The 23274-nt window shown below is 65.8% G+C and carries 25 protein-coding genes and 1 riboswitch; of the genes, 17 read left to right on the top strand and 8 right to left on the bottom strand.

All coding sequences use genetic code 11. From position 1 onward, the window contains the following. Nucleotides 1–93 precede the first annotated feature (93 nt). The 3 genes from ACVWW6_RS18215 to ACVWW6_RS18205 form a co-directional block, all read right to left on the bottom strand. A complete protein-coding gene (locus ACVWW6_RS18215) occupies nucleotides 94–753 on the bottom strand; it encodes a hypothetical protein (RefSeq protein WP_060908622.1) in 660 nt (219 codons plus the stop codon). Nucleotides 754–1015: 262 nt separating this feature from the next. Continuing rightward, nucleotides 1016–1705 carry a class I SAM-dependent methyltransferase gene (locus ACVWW6_RS18210; protein ID WP_011089374.1) on the bottom strand — a complete coding sequence of 230 codons (690 nt, stop codon included), beginning with the start codon at nucleotides 1703–1705 and terminating at the stop codon, nucleotides 1016–1018. Nucleotides 1706–1738: 33 nt separating this feature from the next. Then, the gene (locus ACVWW6_RS18205) at nucleotides 1739–2791 is read right to left on the bottom strand and encodes a glycosyltransferase family 4 protein (protein WP_456681177.1); all 1053 of its coding nucleotides are present in this window, start codon (nucleotides 2789–2791) and stop codon (nucleotides 1739–1741) included. A 275-nt stretch (nucleotides 2792–3066) separates the two neighbouring features. Between ACVWW6_RS18205 and ACVWW6_RS18200 the strand changes: the two genes are divergently transcribed. Both ACVWW6_RS18200 and ACVWW6_RS18195 read left to right on the top strand, forming a co-directional pair. After that, nucleotides 3067–3792, top strand: a complete 726-nt coding sequence (locus tag ACVWW6_RS18200) for a L,D-transpeptidase (protein WP_456681176.1) — start codon at nucleotides 3067–3069, stop codon at nucleotides 3790–3792. A 112-nt stretch (nucleotides 3793–3904) separates the two neighbouring features. Next, nucleotides 3905–4327: a c-type cytochrome gene (locus ACVWW6_RS18195; RefSeq protein ID WP_246740539.1), complete on the top strand. Its 423-nt coding sequence runs from the start codon at nucleotides 3905–3907 to the stop codon at nucleotides 4325–4327. A 243-nt stretch (nucleotides 4328–4570) separates the two neighbouring features. On the opposite strand, the gene ACVWW6_RS18190 is transcribed toward ACVWW6_RS18195, so the two are convergent. Further along, nucleotides 4571–4849 (bottom strand): hypothetical protein, encoded by a 279-nt coding sequence (locus ACVWW6_RS18190; protein WP_456681175.1) that lies wholly within the window; start codon nucleotides 4847–4849, stop codon nucleotides 4571–4573. Next, nucleotides 4842–5636, bottom strand: coding sequence for a DUF899 domain-containing protein (locus ACVWW6_RS18185; protein ID WP_456681174.1), 795 nt, complete (start codon nucleotides 5634–5636; stop codon nucleotides 4842–4844). The genes ACVWW6_RS18190 and ACVWW6_RS18185 overlap by 8 nt, the downstream gene beginning before the upstream one ends. A 150-nt stretch (nucleotides 5637–5786) precedes the next feature. Here ACVWW6_RS18185 and ACVWW6_RS18180 point away from each other — a divergent pair, with 150 nt between their 5' ends. From ACVWW6_RS18180 to ACVWW6_RS18145, 8 genes are all read left to right on the top strand, one after another. Next, nucleotides 5787–7007, top strand: a complete 1221-nt coding sequence (locus ACVWW6_RS18180; protein ID WP_456681173.1) for a helix-turn-helix domain-containing protein — start codon at nucleotides 5787–5789, stop codon at nucleotides 7005–7007. A 28-nt stretch (nucleotides 7008–7035) separates the two neighbouring features. After that, nucleotides 7036–7674, top strand: a complete 639-nt coding sequence (locus ACVWW6_RS18175) for a Vgb family protein (RefSeq protein ID WP_038966417.1) — start codon at nucleotides 7036–7038, stop codon at nucleotides 7672–7674. A gap of 140 nt (nucleotides 7675–7814) precedes the next feature. After that, nucleotides 7815–9383 carry a DUF4403 family protein gene (locus tag ACVWW6_RS18170; protein WP_028176281.1) on the top strand — a complete coding sequence of 523 codons (1569 nt, stop codon included), beginning with the start codon at nucleotides 7815–7817 and terminating at the stop codon, nucleotides 9381–9383. Nucleotides 9384–9519: 136 nt separating this feature from the next. Next, on the top strand, nucleotides 9520–10629 hold the full coding sequence (locus ACVWW6_RS18165; RefSeq protein ID WP_011089384.1) for an ABC transporter ATP-binding protein: 1110 nt from the start codon (nucleotides 9520–9522) through the stop codon (nucleotides 10627–10629). Between the two features lie 56 nt (nucleotides 10630–10685). After that, on the top strand, nucleotides 10686–11744 hold the full coding sequence (locus ACVWW6_RS18160) for an ABC transporter substrate-binding protein (RefSeq protein ID WP_456681172.1): 1059 nt from the start codon (nucleotides 10686–10688) through the stop codon (nucleotides 11742–11744). Between the two features lie 22 nt (nucleotides 11745–11766). Beyond that, the gene (locus ACVWW6_RS18155; RefSeq protein ID WP_110117125.1) at nucleotides 11767–13029 is read left to right on the top strand and encodes an ABC transporter permease; all 1263 of its coding nucleotides are present in this window, start codon (nucleotides 11767–11769) and stop codon (nucleotides 13027–13029) included. After that, on the top strand, nucleotides 13026–13856 hold the full coding sequence (locus ACVWW6_RS18150; RefSeq protein WP_162603762.1) for an ABC transporter permease: 831 nt from the start codon (nucleotides 13026–13028) through the stop codon (nucleotides 13854–13856). Before ACVWW6_RS18155 ends, ACVWW6_RS18150 begins: the two co-directional genes overlap by 4 nt. 242 nt (nucleotides 13857–14098) lie before the next feature. Beyond that, complete coding sequence (locus ACVWW6_RS18145) at nucleotides 14099–15310, top strand: ABC transporter substrate-binding protein (RefSeq protein ID WP_011089388.1); 1212 nt, start codon at nucleotides 14099–14101, stop codon at nucleotides 15308–15310. Nucleotides 15311–15530: 220 nt separating this feature from the next. Here the strand turns inward: ACVWW6_RS18145 and ACVWW6_RS18140 are convergent, their stop codons facing one another. Next, a complete protein-coding gene (locus tag ACVWW6_RS18140; protein WP_028176286.1) occupies nucleotides 15531–16058 on the bottom strand; it encodes a PRC-barrel domain-containing protein in 528 nt (175 codons plus the stop codon). A 222-nt stretch (nucleotides 16059–16280) separates the two neighbouring features. Next, a complete protein-coding gene (locus ACVWW6_RS18135; protein ID WP_456681171.1) occupies nucleotides 16281–16838 on the bottom strand; it encodes a hypothetical protein in 558 nt (185 codons plus the stop codon). A 180-nt stretch (nucleotides 16839–17018) separates the two neighbouring features. Between ACVWW6_RS18135 and ACVWW6_RS18130 the strand changes: the two genes are divergently transcribed. Together ACVWW6_RS18130 and ACVWW6_RS18125 are read left to right on the top strand one after the other, a co-directional pair. Beyond that, nucleotides 17019–17789, top strand: a complete 771-nt coding sequence (locus ACVWW6_RS18130; protein ID WP_456681170.1) for a response regulator — start codon at nucleotides 17019–17021, stop codon at nucleotides 17787–17789. 13 nt (nucleotides 17790–17802) lie between these two features. Further along, nucleotides 17803–19128 (top strand): ATP-binding protein, encoded by a 1326-nt coding sequence (locus ACVWW6_RS18125; RefSeq protein WP_456681169.1) that lies wholly within the window; start codon nucleotides 17803–17805, stop codon nucleotides 19126–19128. An 8-nt stretch (nucleotides 19129–19136) separates the two neighbouring features. Here the strand turns inward: ACVWW6_RS18125 and ACVWW6_RS18120 are convergent, their stop codons facing one another. Beyond that, nucleotides 19137–19397, bottom strand: a complete 261-nt coding sequence (locus ACVWW6_RS18120) for a pentapeptide repeat-containing protein (RefSeq protein ID WP_430640715.1) — start codon at nucleotides 19395–19397, stop codon at nucleotides 19137–19139. 296 nt (nucleotides 19398–19693) lie between these two features. On the opposite strand from ACVWW6_RS18120, the gene ACVWW6_RS18115 reads away from it, so the two are divergent. From ACVWW6_RS18115 to ACVWW6_RS18095, 5 genes are all read left to right on the top strand, one after another. Further along, nucleotides 19694–20236 (top strand): transglycosylase SLT domain-containing protein, encoded by a 543-nt coding sequence (locus tag ACVWW6_RS18115; RefSeq protein WP_390895122.1) that lies wholly within the window; start codon nucleotides 19694–19696, stop codon nucleotides 20234–20236. A 134-nt stretch (nucleotides 20237–20370) separates the two neighbouring features. Next, a riboswitch (TPP riboswitch) is annotated at nucleotides 20371–20498 on the top strand. Then, on the top strand, nucleotides 20487–21497 hold the full coding sequence (locus tag ACVWW6_RS18110; protein WP_456681168.1) for an FAD-dependent oxidoreductase: 1011 nt from the start codon (nucleotides 20487–20489) through the stop codon (nucleotides 21495–21497). It overlaps the preceding riboswitch by 12 nt. A gap of 7 nt (nucleotides 21498–21504) precedes the next feature. Next, a complete protein-coding gene (gene thiS, locus ACVWW6_RS18105; protein WP_011089396.1) occupies nucleotides 21505–21702 on the top strand; it encodes a sulfur carrier protein ThiS in 198 nt (65 codons plus the stop codon). A gap of 172 nt (nucleotides 21703–21874) precedes the next feature. Further along, complete coding sequence (locus tag ACVWW6_RS18100; protein WP_456681167.1) at nucleotides 21875–22657, top strand: thiazole synthase; 783 nt, start codon at nucleotides 21875–21877, stop codon at nucleotides 22655–22657. Beyond that, nucleotides 22644–23270, top strand: a complete 627-nt coding sequence (locus ACVWW6_RS18095) for a thiamine phosphate synthase (RefSeq protein ID WP_456681166.1) — start codon at nucleotides 22644–22646, stop codon at nucleotides 23268–23270. Before ACVWW6_RS18100 ends, ACVWW6_RS18095 begins: the two co-directional genes overlap by 14 nt. The last annotated feature ends 4 nt before the right edge of the window (nucleotides 23271–23274 follow it).

Here is a 23274-nt window from a genome sequence, read left to right as displayed (position 1 = left end):
GAGGCGAAAAGGCCCCCAAGACGTGGATGCCCGGGACGAGCCCGGGCATGACGCAACCATCAGACATCGGAGTGTTGTGTTTACGCAGCGCGCTCAGGCGTGCTGCTCTTCGAGCGTGGGCTCGGAGATCAGGCCCAGCGTGTGCTCGGGGTTGAGGTGCAGGCCGGGGTCCATCAGCTCGCCGCGCATCAGGGCGAGCGGCGCGCTGCGATAGAGCATCAGATCGTGGAAGGGATCGGTCAGGATCTTGGTCATCCAGACGAGGCCGGTCTCGACGTCGCGGATGAAGAACAGGTGCACGGTACGGAACAGAAGACCACCGCCGCCGACCACGAGCCAGATCTTGGCGACCTGCCGCATGAAGTCGGTCGCGCTCGCCCAGGGCGTGAACAGGCCGAACAGCGTCGGATCGGCAAGCAACACCAGCGGCGAGGCCGCCCAGATCGCCATCAGCACCACCTTGCGCTGAAGGTTGTAGCCGACCTTGATCTCTTCCTTGTACTCGTGCGTCGCCTGGTTGATGTGGTCGTAGGTGTGCGGCTCGAAGAAGAAGTGACCGGCCTGGCGCGAGGTCATCGAGACCAGCCAACCGACCAGCGCCGAGATCACGGGATCGACGAACAGCCAGACATAGGCGAAGAGGAAGCTCAGTGCGCTGATGAAGTGCAGGCTCTGATTGATGCGGCTATGGTGATAGTAGCGATGGTCGTCCCAGCGCTGGATCCGCAGCTGCTCGAGATAATTCTTGATCATGCTCTCCCCCAAAATGCTTTCGGGTACGGGATTACAGGGATTCGATGTACGCCGTGTGACATCATCATTTTGTCATGTGACGATGTGCAGCGGCGCGATGACGCACGTGTTACTCTCCCCCCTCATCCTGAGGAGCGCGGAACGCGCGTCTCGAAGGATGAAGGCCGAGGTGCAGCAGCACGGGCCTTCATGGTTCTCCGAGCGATGCGAAGCATCGTCCGGGAGACGGCGCCACGCGCCTCCTCACCATGAGGAGCAGCAGTCACGCGGCCTTGGCGACGTCGACCTTGCGGAAGCGCACCAGCGAGAAATGGCCGAGCGGCGGAATCAGGCGGCGCTCGGCGAGCTCGATGCCGGGGGCGCCGGCCAGCCACTTGGCATAGCGCGACCAGGCGAACTCGGCGGTGCGGAAGCCGAGCGGACGCACCACCGGCTGCAGCTTCTGCTCGATGAAACGGCGCATGCCGGCATCGGCGCTGACGCGGGTCAGGATGATCAGTTCGCCGCCCGGACGCAGCACGCGGGCGAATTCGTCCAGCGCCTTCTCCGGGTTCGGCACGGCGGTGACGACATATTGCGCCATTACGACGTCGAAGGAATTGTCGGGAAATTCGAGCTTCTCGGCATCCATCACCGCGAGGCCTTCGACGTTCTTCAGCTTGCCTTCGGCGACGCGCTGGCGCGCCTTGTCGAGCATCGCTTCCGAAATGTCGGTGCCGAAGATGCGCAGGTTCGGGGCGTAGAGCGGCAGCGAGATGCCGGTGCCGACGCCGACCTCGAGCACACGGCCGCCGATCTTGTTGGTGGCTGCGATCGCGGCCTGCCGGCCCTTGGCGAACACGCCGCCGAACACGAGATCGTAGACGGGCGCCCAGCGATCGTAGGCCTGCTCGACCGTGCCGCGGGTGAGGTCGAGCTGCTGGGTGCCGTCAAGGTTCATGATCTTAGCCATCGGTGAGGTTCTCGCTCGGGTTCAAAGGATGGATCAACCGCGCACCGGCCGCCGCGCCATCACCGGCGAGGCGCGCAAGGCGCGGCTGGGCTGAAGTGAGGTGAGGTTTCCGACGAACTGGCGCGCGCTGTTCTCCCAGGAGCGCTCCAGCGCAAAGTTGCGGCAGGTCTCGCGCGACATGGTGAGTGCGCAGAGGCACGCGGTGCGCAGATCGTGGTCGATCGCACCGATCGGATGATCGGCGATGACGTCCTTGGGCCCCGTCACCGGGAACGCCGCAACCGGCGTGCCGCAGGCCAGCGCCTCGAGCTGCACCACGCCAAAGGTGTCGGTGAGGCTCGGAAACACGAACACGTCAGCTGCGGCAAGATGCGCCGTGAGATCCGCGCCCTTCTTCTCACCGAGGAAGACCGCGTCCGGATATTTCTTTTCGAGCGCCGCCTTCTGCGGGCCGTCGCCGACGACGACCTTGGTGCCGGGCAGATCGAGCGCGAGGAACGCTTCGAGATTCTTCTCCACCGCCACCCGGCCCATGGTCATGAAGATCGGGCGCGGCAGATCGAGCTTGGCCGGAGCGTCCGGGTGGAACAGCTCGGTGTTGACGCCGCGCGTCCAGAAGCCGAGCCGCTTGAAGCCGCGCTCGGAGAGCTCCTGCCGCAGCGACGGCGTCGCCACCATGGTCATGGCGGCGGCATCGTGGAAGTGGCGCAGCACGGCATAGCCGACGCTCGCGGGGATGCCGGTCCGCACCGAGACGTATTCCGGAAAGCGCGTGGTGTAGGAGGTGGTGAAGGCGAGCCGGTTGCGGCGGCAATAGGCCCGCGCGGCCCAGCCGATCGGCCCTTCGGTCGCGATGTGCAACGCTTCCGGTGCGGCCTTCTCGATCCGCCGCGCGATCTCCTTAGCGCTCGGCAGCGCAATACGCAGGCCCGGATAGGTCGGCAGCGGCCACGACGGAAAGCCTTCCGGCGTGAGGAAGTCGATCTCGACGTCGAGCGCCTTGGCGGCGCCCGCCAGCGAGGTGAGCGTCCGGACCACCCCGTTAACCTGCGGATGCCAGGCGTCAGTCGCGATTAATACCCGCATGGGGAAATCCCGAGAGTTTGATGATTCTCGGCTTTGGACCATCAACCACGGATATTTCAGGCGTGTGACGTCACAGAAGTGTCGGCCCGGTGTTTTGTTCGTTAACGGACCCACGCGGCCACGAAACTGTCATGAAACAATCCTTGCCGCGATGAAACCGTTTTCGGTTTTCCGCGCAAACGTCCCGAAACTTCTTTCCGTTAGTGATCCAGGCAACAGAGCACCGCAACGGTGCCGGGGTGACCACGAACACCCGCGCAAACAGGGGCGACCACATGTTCAATCTGGACACGTTCAAGACGTACTCGCGCGCCGTTGCTTTCAGTGCAGTGGCGATCTCCGCAATCGCATTCGCAGGTCCGGCCAAGGCCGCGCCGGTGCAGCTCTTCCCCTTCTTCCAGCCGCTGCCGCCGATGGCCGCGCCGCAGCCCTATCAGCCCTATCAGCCCTACCAGCCCTACCAGGCGCCGACCTATCAGAGCGCGCCCTCCGAGGACCAGGACGCGGTCGAGATGCCGGCCCGCTTCCGCCGCCAGACCGTCTCCTACGCGACGCGCGAAGCGCCGGGCACCATCATCATCGATACGCCCAACACCTATCTCTACTACGTGCTGGGCAACGGCCAGGCCGTTCGTTACGGCATCGGCGTCGGCCGCGACGGCTTCACCTGGTCCGGCGTCCAGTCGGTGACCAAGAAGGCCGAGTGGCCAGATTGGACCCCGCCGCCGGAGATGATCGCCCGCCAGCCCTATCTGCCGCGCCACATGGCCGGCGGCCCCGGCAACCCGTTAGGGGCCCGCGCCATGTATCTCGGCGGCACCATCTACCGCATCCACGGCACCAACGCGCCGGACACGATCGGCAAGCACGTCTCCTCAGGCTGCATCCGCCTGACCAACGACGACGTCACCGACCTCTACTCCCGCGTCAGCGTCGGCACCAAGGTGATCGTGCTGCCGATGACCGAGCGCCGCGCGGAGCTCGGCGCCGCGACCCGCTAAAGCGACAGGACATTGTGACGCAAACGGCCCCGGAACCCACCGGGGCCGTTTTCGTTGGCCCTCGACATCCCGATGCGCGCCTGTTGCGGCGCGATCCCCGATGGAGGCGCAGATGCAATCCCGCCTGCAAACGTCGCCAAGCAGATGGCTGCGCCCGATCGCCCGCGCCGGGGCATTGACGCTTCTCCTGTCCGCGCCGTCTTCGCGCGCCCAGCAGCCGGCGAACGACGAGGCCGCTCAGCAGGCGTTCAACAATTCCTGCCGCACCTGCCACTCGGTGAAGGAGGGCGACAATCGTCTGGGCCCCAATCTCAGCAAGATTGTGGGACGGAAGGCAGGCTCGCTGCCCGACTACAACTACTCTCCGTCGATGAAGGAAGCCGGCTTCGTCTGGGACCAGGACAAGCTCACCCGCTTCATGGTCAAGCCGGATGAAGTTGTCTCCGGTAACAAGATGCAGCCCTATGGCGGCGTCTCCGCGGACGAAGCGGCCAAGGTGGTTGCGTATCTGCAGGCGGCGTCGGGCGCACAATAGCGGCGCCGGTGCCACGTGTTGAGGCCCGCATCGGAAATCGCAGCGCATCCTTCGAGACGCCCACCTTCGGCGGGCCCTCGGGATGTGGACTGAGTGTGTGGCTTCAAATCATTCCCGAGGCGTCCGTTAGCTCGAACAACCACGACTCATCTCTTGCACCAAGCCGCAGATGCCAGTTAGCCTCATCCTGAGGAGACCGCGAAGCGGTCGTCTCGAAGGACGAGGCGTGCACGGGATAGCCTCTCACCCGCCGCCCGCCCCTCGCCGCTCCGCGACCAGCCTCAGCCACGCCGCCGCATGAAACGCGCTCATCAAGAGATACATCGGCACCATGCCGCCGAGCAGAGAGCCCTGCCCGGCGCCGCACAGCATGTCCGCCGGGCCGCCGCCGAGCGCGGCGGTCAGCATGGCCATGACCGCGAAGGTCGGCGTCGCCGCCAAGGCCAGCCATCTGGCGAGGCGGCGCGCGGCCGTCACGCCATCGCAGCTGGCGGGCGCAGTTGCGCTGACGGGACTAGTCACGACCCTCCGCGGCCTCCTCGCGAAACGCCTTCTCGCCGGCGTCCGTGACCTCGACCCATCGCTTGTCGGGCACAGCGCCCTCGACGTAGCTGTCGTGCCAGTTCCACCATTTGTAGGTCGGCGTCTGCGGATAGCCCTTGGGTGAATCCTCCCAGACCTCCTGCCGGCCGAGCGGCGTGATGTCGAGATAGTTCCAGGTGCCGCCCATCTGCTCGTCGCCGCGGCTCTTGACGAAATAGGTGCGGAAGATGCGCGTCCCGTCGCGGTAGAACACGTTGGTGCCGTGCCACTCGTCCACGCCGAAATCGGCATCGAAGCTGTCGGTGATGGTGACCCACGGCATGGTCCAGCCCATCCGCTTCTTCAGCCTGGCGATATCGGCCTGCGGCGCGCGCGAGGCGAACACCAGCGTGGTGTCGCGGGCGTTCAGGTGCGAGACATGGGCGACCTGGTCGGCGACCATCGAGCAGCCGCGGCAGGCATGATCCGGCCAGCCGAACACGCCGGGCTCGAAGAAGGCCCGGTAGACGATCAGCTGCCGCCGGCCCTGGAACAGGTCGGGCAAAGTGACCTTGCCGCCGGGCCCCTCGAACGCATAGGTTTTGTCCACGACCATCCACGGCATGCGCCGGCGCTCGGCGGCCAGCGCGTCGCGGGCGCGGGTATGCGCCTTTTCCTTCACGAGCAGTTGCTGACGGGCTGCCTCCCAGTCCTGCGGCGACACCACCGGCGGTGTTTGCATGGCGGCCTGTCCGTTACTTCCTGCTTTTTCTGCTGATGTCATCATGGCTCTCCAAACCTCTCTCCTGGGCGCTCATTCCGCGTCGCGCTATGACCGACGTGGAACCGCTCGCCCCTCACCGCACATCGTCGGCCGTCAACGATTTTTGACACCAAGCGGTTGCGTGGTGGGAGTAACAAGTGTGGCGGGATTGAAATGGAGTCGCTGATCACGGCCGCGGCGCGCGCGCTCGAAGCCGGCGATCCGCTCGGCGCGCTGAACCGTGTCGCCTTGCGCAACGATGCCCCGTCGCTGGCGCTGCGCGGCATCGCGATGGCGCAGCTCGGCGATCTCGCCAAGGCGAAGACGCTGCTGCGGAGCGCCGCGCGTGCCTTCGGTCCGAGAGAGGCGGTGGCACGCGCAAGATGCGTCGTGGCGGAAGCCGAGATCGCGCTCGTCTCGCGCGACCTGAGCTGGCCCGCGAAGACGCTCGCGGCCGCGCGGGCGACGCTCGAAAAGCATGGCGATCTCGCCAATGCCGCCCATGCCGGCCACATCGGGGCGCGCCGTCTCCTCCTCCTCGGGCGCATCGACGAGGCCGAGCGCACGCTGGCCGAGGTCGGCAGCGCATCGCTCCCGCCTGCGTCCCAGGTGGCGCGCGAGCTGGTGGTCGCGGGCATCGCGATCCGACGGCTCAGGACGGAAACCGCGCGCACGGCACTCAGCCGCGCGGCAGAAGCAGCGCGGCTGGCAGGGATCCCGGCACTGTCGGCCGAGGTCGACAGCGCGAACCGCATCCTCGACACGCCGGCCGCGCGCCTGATCGCGCGCGGCAGCGAACACCCGCTGTTGCTCGGGGAGGTCGAAAGACTGGCGACCTCGACGGCGCTCGTCGTCGACACCTTCCATCATGTGGTGCGCAGGCAAGGCGTTGCCGTGTCGCTCGGAACGCGGCCGGTGCTGTTCGCGCTGGCCCGCCTTCTGGCGCAAGCCTGGCCCGCGGATGTCTCGCGAGAGACGCTGATATCAGGTGCGTTCCGGGCGAAGCACGCCGATGAATCGCATCGCGCGCGATTGCGCGTCGAAATCGGGCGGCTGCGCACCCAGCTCAAGCCGCTGGCCGAAATCAGCGCGACAAAGCAGGGTTTCGTGCTGGCGCCGCGCAAGACGCGCGACGTCCTGGTGCTGGCCCGGCCGGTCGAGGAGAAGCACGCCGCCGTCCTCGCCTTTCTCTCCGATGGCGAGCCGTGGTCGAGCTCGGCGCTCGCGCTGGCGCTCCGAACGAGCGCGCGCACGGTGCAGCGCGCGCTCGAGGAGCTCGCGCGATCGAACAAGGTGCAGTCGTTCGGACACGGACGGGCGCGCCGCTGGATGACCCCGCCCGTCCCGGGCTTCCCGACAGGCTTGTTACTCCCGGGACCGCTGCTGAAGACGTAAGGTGGATCAGTTCACAGGGATCAAGCACATGAAACGTTCAGCCGCCGAGATCGTCAGGGAGTACGGGCCCTTTCCGGGCGTCGAGGCCGTGCACGGCGTGACCTATGACGGCACGCATGTCTGGTTCGCATCCGGCGACAAGCTGAACGCGGTCGATCCGGCCAGCGGCAAGCTCACACGCTCGATCGATGTCGCCGCGCACGCTGGGACGGCGTTCGACGGCCGGCACCTGTTCCAGATCGCCGAGGACCGCATCCAGAAGATCGACGCCGCGACCGGCAAGGTGGTGAACACCATCCCGGCGCCCGGCGGCGGTGGCGATTCCGGACTCGCCTGGGCGGAGGGTTCGCTGTGGGTCGGCCAATATCGGGAGCGCAAGATCCATCAAATCGATCCGGAGACCGGGGCGGTGCTCCGCACCATCGAGAGCAAGCGCTTCGTGACCGGGGTGACGTGGGTCGACGGCGAGCTCTGGCACGGCACCTGGGAGGGCGATGACAGTGACATCAGGCGGATCGACCCGGAGAGCGGCAAGGTGCTGGAGCAGCTCGACCTGCCGGCGGGCACGATGGTCTCGGGCCTGGAGTCCGATGGCGGTGACCGTTTCTACTGCGGTGGCGGAGATCGCGGCAATGTGAGAGCGGTCCGCCGTCCGCGGCGCGGCTAGCCCCGCGATGACGGCCTGAATGTGCGGCAACGGCGCGCACGCGGCCGTTAACACATTCGCCCCAATTCCACCCCATCGATGCGCTCTAGCGCCCTCCTCTCCCGCCCTGTAGAATCCCTCGCGGGCGGCCTGGGGGTGAGATGCGTCTGGCGTTGAATTTCAAGACTATCCTGATCGCCGTCGCGGTGCTCGCGGCGTCTTTCTTCATCAGCCTGAAGGCGATGGACTGGCTGTCGCCGCGCGCGACCAATTCCGCGCCCCCGGTCGCGCAGCTGCCGCCGCTGCCGCCGGCCTCGAAGAGCTCGATCGTGGTCGCGCCGGTCGCCATCGCGATCTCGGCGATCCGCGAGCAGGCCGAGAAGGCCGCGCCGCGCAATTTCGCCGGCAAGGCCGACAATCCGATCTCGCAGATCCTGGAGAACGCCGACATCGGCTGGTCGGCCGTGCGCGGACCGATGGCGGCTGCCGGCGACAAGGACGTGCTGACCATCTCGACGCCGCTCAGCGGCAAGCTGAACGTGACGGGCTCGCTGTCCGCCAAAGCCACGGGCGCACTCGGCGACGCGCTCGGCAGCGTGCTCGGCGGTGACGCGGCGAAACGGATCGGCGCGGTCAACATCAAGAACTTGAACGCCAGCGCCGAGATCAAGGGCAACGTGGTCGTCACCTCGCGTCCGAAGCTCGCGGCCAACTGGCATCTCGAGCCCAATCTCGGGGCGCAGGTCAACCTCGGCGACACCAACCTCAACGTCTCCGGCGCCAAGGTCAACGTGCCGGCGCAGGTCAAGCCGCTGATCGACAAGAACGTCGGCGAGCAGATCAACATCGTCTCCGAACGCATCCGCAACGATCCGTCGCTGCGGGAGAATGCCAAGCTGCAATGGGCCAGGGCCTGCCGTACGATCCCGCTGCAAGGCTCGGGCTCGTCGGCCGCGCTGCCGCCGCTCTGGCTCGAGATGAAACCGACCCGCGCCATCGCCGCGCAGCCGCGCGTCGACGCCCAGAACGTGACGCTGCTGCTTGGCCTCGAGCTGGAGACGCGCGTGACCTCGGCGCCGTCCAAGCCGGACTGCCCGTTCCCCGACAAGATCTCGATCGTGCCGCCGACCGGCACCGGCGTGAGCATCGGCGTGCCGATCGACGTGCCCTTCACCGAGATCAACAAGCTCATTGCGGCGCAGATGGTCGGCCACACCTATCCCGAGGACGGCTCGGGCCCGGTCGACGTCACCGTGAAGAGCGTCAACGTGGTTCCGTCCGGCGACCGGTTGCTGATCTCGCTTCTGGTGCGCGCGAAAGAAAAGAAGAGCTGGCTCGGCCTCGGCGCCGAGGCGACCGTGCATATCTGGGGCCGACCGATGCTCGACCAGGCGCAGCAGACGCTGCGGCTCGCCGACATCCAGCTCGCGGTGGAATCCGAGGCGGCCTTCGGGCTGCTCGGCGCGGCGGCGCGCGCGGTGGTGCCGCAGATGCAGCAGGCGCTGGTGCAGAAGGCGACGCTCGATCTGAAGCCGATCGCCGCCAACGCCCGCGAGAAGATCGCGGCCGCGATCGCCGACTACCAGAAGAGCGAGGACGGCCTCAAGGTCGACGCGAAGATCGACAGCCTGACGCTCGCCGACATCGCCTTCGATTCCAAGACGCTGCGCGTGGTCGCGGAAGCCGGCGGCTCGCTCAACGTGTACGTGACGAAGCTGTCGGGGATGTAGCGCGTCTTCACTCAACCAAGCCAGCGCGTGTCTTCGTCGCTTGCGCCGCTAGCATTCTCATCGGAGGATGCTAAGCTGTTCTTCGCAACCTCGAACGAGGTCCTGACAGCACTGTAGCCGATGACGCGAGGACAACATGGAAGCCGGCATGGTCACGCTTGCGCCGGCACTGGTGCGATTTTCCGGCATACAGAAGACCTATGATGGCGAGCACCTCGTGGTGAAGAACCTCGACCTCGACATCAGGAAGGGCGAGTTCATCACCCTGCTCGGCCCGTCGGGCTCGGGCAAGACGACCACGCTGATGATGCTGGCTGGCTTCGAGGTTCCGACCCATGGCGAGATCTATCTCGCAGACCGGCCGATCAAGAACATGCCGCCGCACAAGCGCGACATCGGCATGGTGTTCCAGAACTATGCCTTGTTTCCGCACCTGACGATCGCGGAGAATATCGCCTTCCCGCTCTCCGTCCGCAAAATCAACAAGGCGGAAGCGCAGGAGCGCGTCAGGGCGGCGCTCCGCATGATCAAGATGGAAACCCTGGCGCACCGGCGGCCCGGGCAGCTGTCCGGCGGTCAGCAGCAGCGCGTGGCGCTGGCCCGCGCGCTGGTTTTCAATCCGCAACTCGTGCTGATGGACGAGCCCCTTGGCGCCCTCGACAAGCGCCTGCGGGAGCAGATGCAGCTGGAGATCAAGCAACTGCACGAGACGATGGGCATCACCGTCGTCTACGTCACCCACGATCAGAGTGAAGCGCTTACCATGTCGGACCGCATTGCCGTGTTCAACGACGGCATCGTGCAGCAAATCGACAGGCCCGACGCGCTGTATGAGCATCCGGTGAACAGCTTCGTCGCTCACTTCATCGGCGAAAACAACGTGCTGGCCGGCACCGTCGAGACGGTCGACAAGGACTATTGCCGGGTCGCGCTGGCGGGTGGCGGCGCCGTCACCGCACGGGCGGTCAATGTATCAGGCGCGGGCGCATCGACCTCCCTGTCGGTGCGGCCGGAGCGCGTCGCCATTGTCCCGGATGGCACCTCCAGCGAAGGACCGAACCGGCTGCCGGCCAGGGTGCAGAACACCATCTATCTCGGCGACCACGCGCTGGCCGTGCTCGATGTCGCCGGCAACGGGGAGTTCATGGTCAAGCTTCAGCCGGGGGCGCATCACAGTCTCATTCCTGGCGAAAGCGTGTTCATCACCTTCCGGCCCGAAGATTGCCTCGCCCTCGATCCCGTTTGATCCGAACCTGCAACGATCAACGTCAACGTAACGCACATGAAGAAGGAACAAGGACCATGCTGAAGCGCAAAACTGGCAGGATTGCTCTGGGTTTCGTCGCGGCATTCAGCGCCAGCGCTGCGCTGGCCACGGTCGCACAGGCGCGTGACCTCACCGTCGTGTCGTGGGGCGGCGCGTATCAGGATGCGCAGAAGAAGGTCTATTTCGAGCCGTTCAAGAAGGCGGCCGGGGCTCCGATGAACGACGAGTCCTGGGACGGCGGTGTCGGCGTGCTGCGCGCCAAGGTGCAGGGTGGTGCCGCCACCTGGGACGTCGTGCAGGTGGAGAGCGACGAACTCGCGGTCGGCTGCGAGGAAGGCCTGTTCGAGAAGCTTGATTATTCCAGGATCGGGGGCGAGGCCGCCTATATCCCGCCATCGGTCAACGCTTGCGGCGTCGGCGCCATCCTCTACGATTTCGTTCTCGGCTACGACAAGGACAAGCTGAAGCAGGCCCCGAGCGGCTGGGCCGACTTCTTCGACACCAAGAAGATTCCGGGCAAGCGCGCCTTGCGTCAGGGCCCGAAGACCACGCTGGAGATCGCCCTCATGGCCGACGGCGTCGCGCCGAAGGACGTCTACAAGGTGCTGGCGACCGACGAAGGCGTCGAGCGCGCGTTCAAGAAGCTGGACACCATCAAGGGCGACATCGTCTGGTGGAAGGCCGGCGCGCAGCCGCCGCAACTGCTCGCCTCCGGCGAGGTGGCCATGACCTCGGTCTACAATGGCCGCATCGACACCGCGAACAAGAACGAGAAGAAGAATTTCGGCATGGTGTGGGACGGCGCGCTCTTCACGCTCGACAGCTGGGTCATCCTGAAGGGTAGCCCGAACAAGGACGCGGCCTACAAGTTCCTGGACTTCGCAGGCAAGGCGGGGAACCAATCAAAACTGTCGGAGAACATTGCCTATGGCACCTCGAACAAGGACGCAGCCGCTCTGCTCGCGCCCGCCGTTCTGAAGGACCTGCCGACAGCGCCTGACAACATCAAGAACGCGGTCGAGATCAACGTTGCCTTCTGGCTCGAGAACATCGACCGTCTGACCGAGCGCTTCAACAAATGGGCCGCGAAATAGCGCGCCCTGCAAGGCTCGACCAATGACGAATGCGCTTTTAACCGGCGCCGATGCGCAGACCGAAGTGCCGCTCAAGCGCCGATTGAGGCGCGCCGAGCGGACACGCCAGGTCAAGGCATTGGCGCTGGTAGCACCGCTTCTCGTCTTCCTGCTCTTCACCTTCGCAGGCCCGATCGCTGGCATGCTGTGGCGCGCCGTCGATGACCGGGAGGTGCGCCAGGTTCTGCCGCAAACCATAGCTGCTCTCGCCGACTGGGACGGCAAGGACCTGCCGGACGAAAAGGCCTTTGCAGCGCTGGCAAGCGACATCCTGGCGGCACGCGCCTCCGGCACCATGGCCATCGCGGCCAAGCGGCTCAACTACGCGCTGAACGGCTTCCGCACGATCCTGACCAGCACGGCACGCAATCTGAAGGCGGCGCCGGAGCCCGGCGCCGCCAAGGAGACACTTGCCAAGATCAATCCGGCCTGGCGCGAACGCGCCACCTGGACAACGATCAAGGACGCCAGCGGCCCAACGACCGGCTTCTACCTTCTGGCGGCGCTCGACCTGACGCGGAACGCGGACGGCGCGATCGTCGCAGCTCCGCCGGATCAGGCCATCTACCGCGACGTGTTCGCCCGCACCTTCCTCATCAGCCTCAGCGTCACGGCACTCTGCCTGATCCTCGGCTTCCCGGTCGCGTACCTGCTGGCGACGCTGCCACCTAGCCGGTCGAACCTGCTGATGATCTTCGTCCTGCTGCCGTTCTGGACATCGCTTCTGGTCCGCACCTGTGCCTGGATCGTGCTGTTGCAGAGCAAGGGCGTCGTGAACGACAGCCTGCAGTGGCTTGGCATCATCGACCAGCCGTTGCGCCTGATCTACAACCGCTTCGGCGTCTGCGTGGCCATGACCCACGTTCTCCTGCCCTTCATGATCCTGCCGCTGTACAGCAGCATGAAGGCGATCTCGCCTGCTTACATGCGCGCCGCCGCCTCGCTCGGTGCGCCACCACTCACCGCCTTCCTGCGGATCTACCTGCCCCAGACGCTGCCCGGCATCGGCGCGGGAAGCCTGCTCGTCTTCATCCTGGCGCTCGGCTACTACATCACACCGGCACTCGTCGGGGGCGCCGCCGACCAGATGATCAGCTACTTCATTGCGCTCTACACGACCGAGACGGCCAATTGGGGCCTTGCTTCGGCGCTGGGTGCGGTGCTGCTGCTCGCCACTGTCCTGCTCGCTCTCGTCTACGGCAAGCTGGTGCAGGGCCAGCAGGTCACGGGAGGAATGAAGAATTGAGCGACAATTCCACCCTCCGCACGCCCAGCCAGCGCATCGCGTGGACCGCGACCATCATCATCTCCACGTTGGTATTCATCTTCCTGATCGCGCCGATCCTGGCGATCATGCCGCTGTCGTTCAGCTCGGGCTCGTACCTCACCTATCCGCTGCCGGGCCTCTCCTTGCGCTGGTACGACGATTTCATCAATTCGCCGCGCTGGATGAATTCGCTGAAGAACAGCATGGTCATCGGCGTTGCCTCGACTCTGCTGTCGATGGTGCTTGGTACGCTGGCCGCGCTGGGGCTGGCGCAGTGGAAGAGCCGGTTCAAGCCGCTCGTGCTCGCTTTCGTGCTGTCGCCGGTCGTCGTGCCCGGCGTCATCACCGCCGTCGGCCTGTATTTCTTCTTCGCGCCGATCGGGCTGACCGGCAGTTACCTCGGCTTGATCCTGGCCCACACCGCGCTGGCAACGCCCTTTGTGGTGATCACGGTCGGCGCGACGCTGCAAAGCTTCGACACCAATCTGGCGCGCGCCGCCGCCTCGCTCGGCGCCTCGCCGCTTGATGCGTTCCGCCGCGTGATCCTGCCGCTGATCCTGCCGGGCCTCGCCTCAGGTGCGCTGTTCGCCTTCGCGACCAGCTTCGATGAGGTGGTGATCGTGCTGTTCATGGCGGGTCCGGAGCAGCGCACCCTGCCGCGCGAGATGTTCAGCGGCATCCGCGAGAACATCAGCCCGACCATCACGGCAGCGGCGGTGATTCTGACCACGGTATCGGTCATCCTCCTCGCCACCCTGGAAGGCTTGCGCCGACGCAACGAGCGGCTCAAGGGCAGCAGCGCCTGAAAGGCCCCCGCTGTCATTCCGGGGCGCGCGCAGCGCGAGCCCGGAATCACATCGGGCCGCAGCGACGGTGGATGAATGAATTCCGGGCGCGCGCCCAAGGGGGCGCGCCCGGAATGACGATAGATCCCCCTCCATATTTCTCATCCCCCTCACGCATCTTTGGCTTAGCTGCCGCGACCGTTTGTCGCTAGAACAGTCCCCGCAACAACGCCCCAAACAACAACACACAGGGAGAAAACAACATGCAAAAACTCATCGCCGCCACAGCAGTCGGTCTCGCGCTCGCCGCTACATGCGGCACCGCGCAGGCGCAGATTTCCGACGATGTCGTCAAGATCGGCGTGCTCACGGACATGTCGAGCCTCTATGCGGACGCGACCGGCAAGGGCTCGCTCGCCGCCGTCGAGATGGCGGTCGCCGATTACGGCGCCAAGGTCGCGGGCAAGCCGGTCCAGGTGGTTGCCGCCGATCACCAGAACAAGCCCGATGTCGGCGTCAACATCGCCCGCAACTGGTACGACAACGACAAGGTCGACGCGATCTTCGACGTGCCGACCTCATCGGTCGCGCTGCCGATCTCGGCGCTGACGCGGGAAAAGAACAAGATCAACATCAATTCCGGCGGCGGCTCCTCCGATATCACCGGCGTCGCCTGCTCGCCCAACACGGTGCACTGGACCTACGACACCTATGCGCTGTCGAACGTCGCCGGCAAGGCGATGGTGAAGCGCGGCGAGGACACCTGGTACTTCGTCACCGCCGACTACGCCTTCGGCATGGCGCTGCAGCGCGATGCCGCCAACGTGGTCAAGGAGAGCGGCGGCAAGGTGCTCGGCGAAGTCCGCCATCCGCTCAACTCGTCGGACTTCTCCTCGTTCCTGCTCCAGGCCCAGGCCTCCAAGGCCAAGGTGGTCGCGCTGGCCAATGCCGGCGGCGACACCACCAATGCGCTGAAGCAGGCCGCCGAGTTCGGCCTCACTCAGGGCGGCCAGAAGATGATCGCGCTCCTGCAGGAGATCACCGACACGCATTCGCTCGGCATCAAGGCGACGCAGGGCCTGATCGTCACCGACGCGTTCTACTGGGACATGAACGAGGAGACGCGCGCCTTCTCGAAACGCTTCAACGAGAAGGTCGGGCACATGCCGACCATGATCCAGGCCGGCCTCTATTCGGCAACCATGCACTATCTGAAGGCGATCGAGGCCATCAAGACCGACGAGGCGCCGAAGGTGATGGAGCAGATGCGCTCAACGCCGGTCAACGACTTCTTTGCAAAGAACGGAAAGATCCGCATCGACGGCCGCATGGTCCACGACATGTATCTGTTCGAGGTCAAGAAGCCCGAGGAGTCCAAGGGCGAGTGGGATCTCTACAAGCTGATCGCCACCGTGCCCGGCGACGAGGCATTCCGTCCGCTCGACAAAGGCGGCTGCCCGCTGGTGACGCACTAAACAGGGCTCTCCCTCTCCCCGCTTGCGGGGAGAGGGTTGGGGTGAGGGGGAGTCTCCACAACGACGGTGACAGTTAGACTCGCGGAGAGTCCCCCTCACCCACTTCGCATCTTCGATGCGAAGTGACCTCTCCCCGCAAGCGGGGAGAGGTGGGGAAGAGCACGACAGCGCGCCCGGCGAAAACCGGGCGCGCGTCGTTCAAATCGTCACGCGAACCGCATTACTCCGAGTACTTGAACTCGGGCATGTTCTTCAGCTCGTCCTTGCTCGCGTTGAACACGGCGTGGTCCGGATACCACTTCGACGAAGCCGTCACGGTCGTCGCGGTCTTGTCGGTGCCGGTCGCGGCACCCGTGGTTGTGGTCGTCGCCGGCTTGGCGTTCGGATTTGTGCCGGCCGCGCCGGTATAGGCGACGGCCTCATTGACGAACTTCAGCTTGTCATAGGGCACGGCAACCAGATGCTCGCCCATGCCGAGGAAGCCGCCGACGCCGATCACGGCGATCTTGATGGCGCCGCTCTTGTCCATCAGCAGATCGTTGATCGAGCCGATGTTCTCGTTGGCGTCGTTGTAGATCTTCAGGCCCGGCATCTTCGACGTGCGCCATTCACCCGAGGCCGACGTGGTCGTCGTGGTGGTGGCCGCGGTCGGCGCCTTGTCGGTGGTGGCGGTCGGCGATTGCGCAAACACAGCAGTCGCAAGCAGCGCGGTGCCGGCAAGGCCGGCGGCGATTGATTTCATCAGCATTGTTGTCCTCTCCTTCAGCAAAAACTCGTATGGAGAGAACAGCGCCGATCACGCGCAGTTCCTAAGCTGCGGCGATTTCGTCGCACAACGGTGGCGCTGCGTTGCAGTGAAAGTTCCTCACGTCACGCAGGAACGTTCCAATGCACAGTTCCCCGCCGACGATCATGCGCCCTGGGTGAAGCACGAGCGCGGCGGGGAACGCGCCGACCTGCGTCGCTCAGGTCAGCTCTTGTAGTCGATCAGGAGTGCGGAGAAATCCGAGTTGCTGGACGAGTTGCCGTTGGCACCATACGACGACGCCGACGATTGCGACTGCTGAAGCGCCTGGAGGAATTGCTGGAGAATCTCCGCCGTCGTCGAATAGCTCGACGTGCTGCTGGTGGAGTCCGTCGACGACGGATCCGAAGAACCGTCGTCCGGCGGCGGTCCGCCTGCGCCACCGGCTCCGCCCGCACCACCGGGACCGCTCGCGAAGGCGGACTGAAACACGCCCTTGAGCTGTTCGGCCTGGTCCGAGGTCAGCGTCCCGTTCGACACCTCGTTGGAGATGAGGTCGTCGATCTTCGACTTCATGTCGTCCCTGGAGGGACGCGCGCCGCTCGACTGGTCGCTCGAGCGGCTCTGCTGGAGCGCCGTGTCGATGTCGGTCAGCGCGGTCGAGAGCGCGGACTGGTCCGACGACGAGATCGTGCCGGCGGAAACTTCCGATTGCAATTCCTGCTGCAGCCGCTGGAGCGGCGACTGATGGGTACCGGCGGAGGCCGCCGAAATCGAGGTCATGATGGCTCCGTGGATCTTGCGGGGTTTCTTGGATAGCCGCGCCACGGTATGGTTAACGGCCTTAACGAGACCTTGCCGCGCCAGTGCCCGGGTGTGTCCCGGCATTGCGACGGGGCCTGCAGAAACAATCCGAAACAAAAATCTTCGCCTTTTGGCCCGAATCTTGGACAAACAAAGCGCATGGCCATTCTCAATCCCAACATCCTGGTCGTCGAGGACGACCGCGAAACGCGGACGTTGATTGCGAAGTACCTGCGCAACAACGCCTGCAACGTCACCGCCGTGAGCGATGGCCGCGAAATGTCGCGCGCCATGGCCGATCATCGCGTTGACCTCATCATCCTCGACGTCATGCTGCCGGGCGAGGACGGCCTGAGCCTGTGCCGCAAGGTGCGCGCGGAGGCGCAGACGCCGATCATCATGCTGACCGCGCGCGGCGAGGACGTCGACCGCATCGTCGGCCTCGAGATGGGCGCGGACGACTATCTGGCAAAGCCCTTCAACCCGCGCGAGCTGCTGGCGCGCATCAACGCGGTGCTGCGCCGCCAGGCCGCAGCTCAAGCGGCAAGCTCGATCGAGGGCGCCTCCACGCTCGCCTTCGAAGGCTGGCGCATCGACCTGCGGCTGCGCGAGCTGCGCAATCCAGAAGGCGCGCGCGTCGCGGTGACCAGCGCCGAGTTCGATCTGCTCAGGACATTCTGCGAGCGGCCCGGCCGCGTGTTGTCGCGCGACAGCCTTCTCGACCTGACCCAGGGCCGCAACACCGGCTCGTTCGAGCGCTCCATCGACGTGCTGGTCAGCCGCATCCGCCGCAAGATCGAGCCCAATCCGGCCGATCCCACCATGATCAAGACGGTGCGCTCCGGCGGCTATCTGTTCACGCCGCGCACTGAAGCAGCGAGAACTGAAGCAGCAAGCACCGGAGTGGTCGCGGTCCCCCTGGGCAACTGAGGGGGCGCCGACGATGAAGCCGTTCGGGTTCTTCCACCTCAAGGGTATCGGCGGGCAGATCGCCGCGCTGGTGCTGGCTTCCACCGTCGCGCTCCATCTCGTCGTCACCGCCGCCTTCCTGATCAGCCGGCCGGACCGCCCGGACACGCCGCCGGACGGCGCCCATCAATTGACCGATGCCGCGCTGCTGCTCGGCTCGGCCGAGGCCAGCGAGCGGCCGCGCCTCGTCGCCGACCTTTCGCGCGCCTTCCCCAAGCTCGGCATCGAGATGCACGCGCCCGGCACGGCGGCCATTGTCGCGACGAGCGACAGCCAGCACCTGCGCGGAATGCGCCGTCATCTCGGGCGCGGCTACAAGGTGGTGCAGCTCGCCGCCGACGACACCGCGCACCGCGTCGGCGTCGAATTGCCCGACGGCAGCGTGATCGCCGGCCGTGTCGATGGCGGCCCGCGGCCGTGGTTCTGGGGCGCACCGTGGCTGACGGCGCTGATGACCACCTTCATCTGCGTCACCGTGCTCGGCCTGTGGGCGGCGCGCGCGCTGGCCGCGCCGCTGTCCTCCTTCGCCGAAGCCGCCGAGAATTTCAGCCTGGACGGCGAAGCCGATCCGCTGCCCGAGCGCGGCCCGGAGGAGATCCGCTCGGTGGCGCGCGCGCTCAACCGCATGCATGAGCGGATCGCGCGGCTGATGTCGGATCGCACCAGAATGCTGGCGGCGATCAGCCACGATCTGCGCACGCCGATCACGCGGCTGCGCCTGCGCGCCGAGTTCATCGAGGACGAGGTCAACCGCAAGCGCATGCTGATCGATCTCGACCAGATGCGCTCGATGCTGGAATCCGTGCTGTCGCTCCTGCGCAACGACCGCAACGTCGAGGCGGTGACGCTGGTCGACATCGCCAGCACGCTCCAGCTCATTGCCGACCAATTCGGCGACATGGGCCATGTCGTGCACTATGACGGCCCCGCTTCGGCCACCGCGGCGGCGCGTCCCGACGACCTGCATCGCGGCGTCACCAACCTCGTCGAGAACGCCGTGCGCTACGGCGCCGAGGTCACGATCCGCCTCGACATATCCGGCACCAGGCTCGTCATCGACGTCGAGGACGACGGCCCCGGCATTTCGGATGCGCGCAAGCAGGAGATGCTGGAGCCGTTCGCGCGCGGCGACGATGCGCGCACGATGGACGAGTCCACCGGCTTCGGCCTCGGCCTGTCGATCGCGCACGCGATCGCGATCGCCCATGGCGGGACGCTGTCGCTGCACGACCGCGAGCCGCACGGGCTGATCGTGCGGATGGAGCTGCCAGTCTGGCAGGAGCCGCGGCTCGCCGCGTAGAGCGTCGCTTAAGCCGCGAGCGGGGTGTGCGTGACGGCGACCTCGTCGAAGATCGCCACCGCCTCGAACTGATAATTGCAGGCGCGGCACGTCCAGAGATAGGAGATGCGCCCCTCGCCCGGCTCGATCCAGTCGGGCTTCGGAATCGGCGCGCCGCATTGAGCACAGGGATTTTGCCGGGGGATGTCGCCGAAATGTGCCTTGGCCAAGTCCGCGCTGACAAAGTCCGCGTTGACAAAGTCCGCGTTGGCCATGTTGGTTTTTGTCATGGCACCTCTCCCGATTTGCAGCGTTTTCATCCTCGCTTTCGCGTCTGCGCGCGAATAGACAGACGTGCTGTCGCGAGCGGGGGTCGTCCGCCCCGAAGCTCAGCTACGCCAGCATTGCGTCGTAACAACGGCTCGGCGCCGCAACATCGTCAGCGGCGGCGTTTGGTCACATCATCGCCGTGTTCCGGAGTCCTAAAGCATGATCCGGAAAAGTGCACCGCGGTTTTCCGAACAGATCATGCTCAAACAATAACGACAGCCGGACGCAGGTCGCTCAGGGACGTCAGGGATATCTGATGAAAATTTTACGTGTCGCCGCGCTCATCGCGGCCGGACTGGTGTCGCCGCAGGCCGCATTCGCGGGTGAAGCCGAGTACGCCGAGATGGTCGCGGCCCATGCCCGCGCCAACGGCGTGCCTGAAGCGCTGGTGCATCGCGTCATCATGCGCGAAAGCCGCTATCAGCCCGGCCTCGTCGGCCATGGCGGCACCATCGGCCTGATGCAGATCAAGCTCGCGACCGCCCGCGGGCTCGGCTACACCGGCGATGCCGCCGGCCTGCGCGATCCCAACACCAATCTCACTTACGCGGTCAAATACCTCGCGGGCGCCTATCGCGCCGCCAATGGCGACCATGCCCGAGCCGTGCGTTATTTCGCTGGCGGCTATTACTACGTTGCAAAGCGGCAGCGCCAGGAAACGGCGCAGCAGATGGTGCGAGAGGCCAGCAACGAGGCCTGGCTGGAGCCGAACGGCAACCCGCAGCCGATGTTCGGCACCACGCCGCACAAAAAGCTCGCCCAGCGCGTCCGCAACGCGCGGGCCCAGGTTCCACACTAACCGCTGTCATTCCGGGGCAGTCCGCAGGACTGAACCCGGAATCTCGAGATTCCGGGCTCGATGCTTCGCATCGCCCCGGAATGACTGCCCTGTGGCTAACGCGTTGACCACCCCGCCCCGCTGGCATACATTGGCACCGTTCCGAGGGGTGCTCCGAGGAGGAGCTGAGATACCGCTAAATGGGCAAATCCGCCCAGGACCGCGGTGACCCTTTGAACCTGATCCGGGTCATGCCGGCGAAGGGACAGGGATGTTACAGACGATCAAGCGAGCGGATTCCGCGGTATCCATCATCGGCGCAGGCATTGCGGGCGCCTGGCAGGCACTGCTGTTCGCGCAGGCCGGCCACGCCGTGACCTTGCACGAGCGCGGCGACGCTGCGATGACGGACTCCACCAGCCACTGGGCCGGCGGCATGCTGGCGCCCTGGTGCGAGGCCGAGGTCGCCGAACCCATCATCAGCCGGCTGGGCCAGCGCTCCCTCGACATCTGGCGGCGCGAGCTGCCCGACACACCCTTCAACGGTTCCCTGGTCGTCGCCCATCCGCGCGAGCGCAACGATTTCGAGCGCTTTGCCCGGATGACCGAAGAGCACCGCCGGCTCGATGCCGCCGGCCTTGCCGAGCTCGAGCCGTCGCTGGAGGGCCGCTTCCGCGACGCCCTGTTCTTCCCGACCGAAGGCCATGTCGAGCCGCGCCGCGTGCTGCCGAAGCTGCACGAGCGCATCCGCGCCGCCGGCGGCACCATCAAGTTCTCCAGCGACGTCAGCGCCGCCGATCTCGACGGCATCGTGATCGACTGCCGCGGCCTGTCCGCACGCGACGAGCAGCCTGACCTGCGCGGCGTCAAGGGCGAGATGATCCTGATCGAGACGAGCGAGGTGCAGCTGGCGCGCCCGGTGCGGCTGATCCATCCGCGCTGGCCGCTCTACGTGATCCCGCGCGAGGACAATTTGTTCATGCTGGGGGCGACCTCGATCGAGGCCGAGGACACCGGCGTCAGCGTCCGCTCGGCGCTGGAGCTCTTGGGTGCGGCCTATACGGTGCACCCGGCGTTCGGCGAGGCGCGCATCGTCGAATTCGGCTCGGGCCTTCGCCCCGCTTTCCCCGACAATCTGCCGCGCATCGGCATTCGCGGCGAAAAGATCGCCGTCAACGGGCTCTACCGCCACGGCTTCCTGATCGCGCCGGCACTCGCCGAGCTGACGCTGCAATACGTCCAGCGCGGCCAGATCGACAACGAGGTGATGCAATGCGGGTGATCGTGCAATGCTTGTGATCATCAACGGTGAGCAGCGCGAGGTGGCTTCAGTCAGCGTGGACGCGCTGCTCTCCGAGCTCGACTACGAAGGCACCCATTTCGCGATCGCGCTGAACTACGACGTCGTGCCGAAAAGCCGCTGGGCCGAGACGAGCTTGAAGGCCGGCGACGAGATCGAGATCATCACGCCGCGGCAGGGAGGGTGAGGGAGATGCAGGCACACTCTCTCCACTTGTCGTCCCCGCGAAGGCGGGGACCCATAACCACAGGGAGCGGTTATGGCGGCCGATCTCTCCCCGCATGCCCCAAGAGAAATCACGCGGTATGGGTCCCCGCCTTCGCGGGGACGACAGTTGAACTTGAGGAGACACCTCGCACATGGTGACCTTCTACGGCAAAACCTTCGCCTCGCGCCTCCTCATCGGCAGCGCGCTCTATCCCTCGCCGGCGATCATGCAGGCGGCGATCCGCGCCGCCGGCTCGAACATCGTCACGGTGTCGCTGCGGCGCGAATCCGCCGGCGGCAAGACGGGCGATGCGTTCTGGAACCTGATCCGCGAGCTCGACGTCGCCGTGCTGCCGAACACCGCCGGCTGCCGCAGCGTGCGCGAGGCGGTGACGACCGCAAAGCTCGCGCGCGAACTGTTCGGCACAAGCTGGATCAAGCTGGAAGTGATCGCCGACAACGACACGCTCCAGCCCGACGTCGTTGGCCTCGTCGAAGCAGCAAGCCTCCTGATCAAGGACGGTTTTGAGGTGTTCCCCTATTGCACCGAGGATCTCTCGGTTGCAAACCGCCTGGTCGATGCCGGCTGCAAGGTGGTGATGCCGTGGGCAGCGCCGATCGGCTCGGCCCGGGGCATCACCAACCGCGATGCGCTGAAGCTCTTGCGCGATCGCCTGCCCGACATCACGCTGGTGGTCGACGCCGGCATCGGCGCGCCGAGCCACGCGGCGCAGGCGCTCGAGCTCGGCTATGACGCCGTGCTGCTCAACACGGCGATCGCCAAAGCCGCCGATCCCGTCGCGATGGCCAACGCCTTCCGCCTGGGTGTCGAGGCCGGCCGCACCGCCTTTGAGGCCGGGTTGATGAACGCCCGCGACTTCGCCTCCCCTTCCACCCCTGTCGTTGGGACCCCGTTCTGGCATGCCGTATCCTGATCGCAACGCGTATCCTGATCGCTTCTATCCCGTCGTCGACAGCCTCAACTGGGTCGAGCGCCTGACAAAACTCGGCGTCGGCACGATTCAACTGCGCGCGAAAGACCTGAACGACGCCGAAGCGCTGCAGATCGTCACCGACGCGCTCGCCATCACCGAGGGCACGCAGGCGAAGCTTGTGGTGAACGATTACTGGCGCGCGGCGATCGTCGCCGGCGCAAAGTATCTGCATCTCGGCCAGGAAGACCTCGCCGACGCCGATCTCAAGGCCATCCGCGAGGCCGGCTTGTCACTGGGTATCTCCACCCATGACGACGCCGAGCTTGCGACCGCGCTGGCCGCAAAACCCGACTATGTCGCGCTGGGCCCGATCTTCTTCACCACCTTGAAGTCGATGCGCTTCGAGCCGCAGGGCATTCCGAAGATCACGGAATGGAAAAAGCGCATCGGCACCATCCCGCTGGTCGCGATCGGCGGCATCAAGTTCGAGCACGCCGCGGAGATTTTTGCCGCGGGCGCCGATTCCATCGCCGTCGTCAGCGACGTCACGCAAAATGCCGACCCCGACGCGCGGGTGCGGCAATGGCTCGGCCAGTCGAAGGAGGCGGCGTGATGCG

Source organism: Bradyrhizobium sp. USDA 3311 (assembly GCF_054062495.1).
The sequence above is the reverse complement of the archived record's forward strand: the minus strand, read 5'-3'. Positions and strand labels throughout refer to the sequence as shown.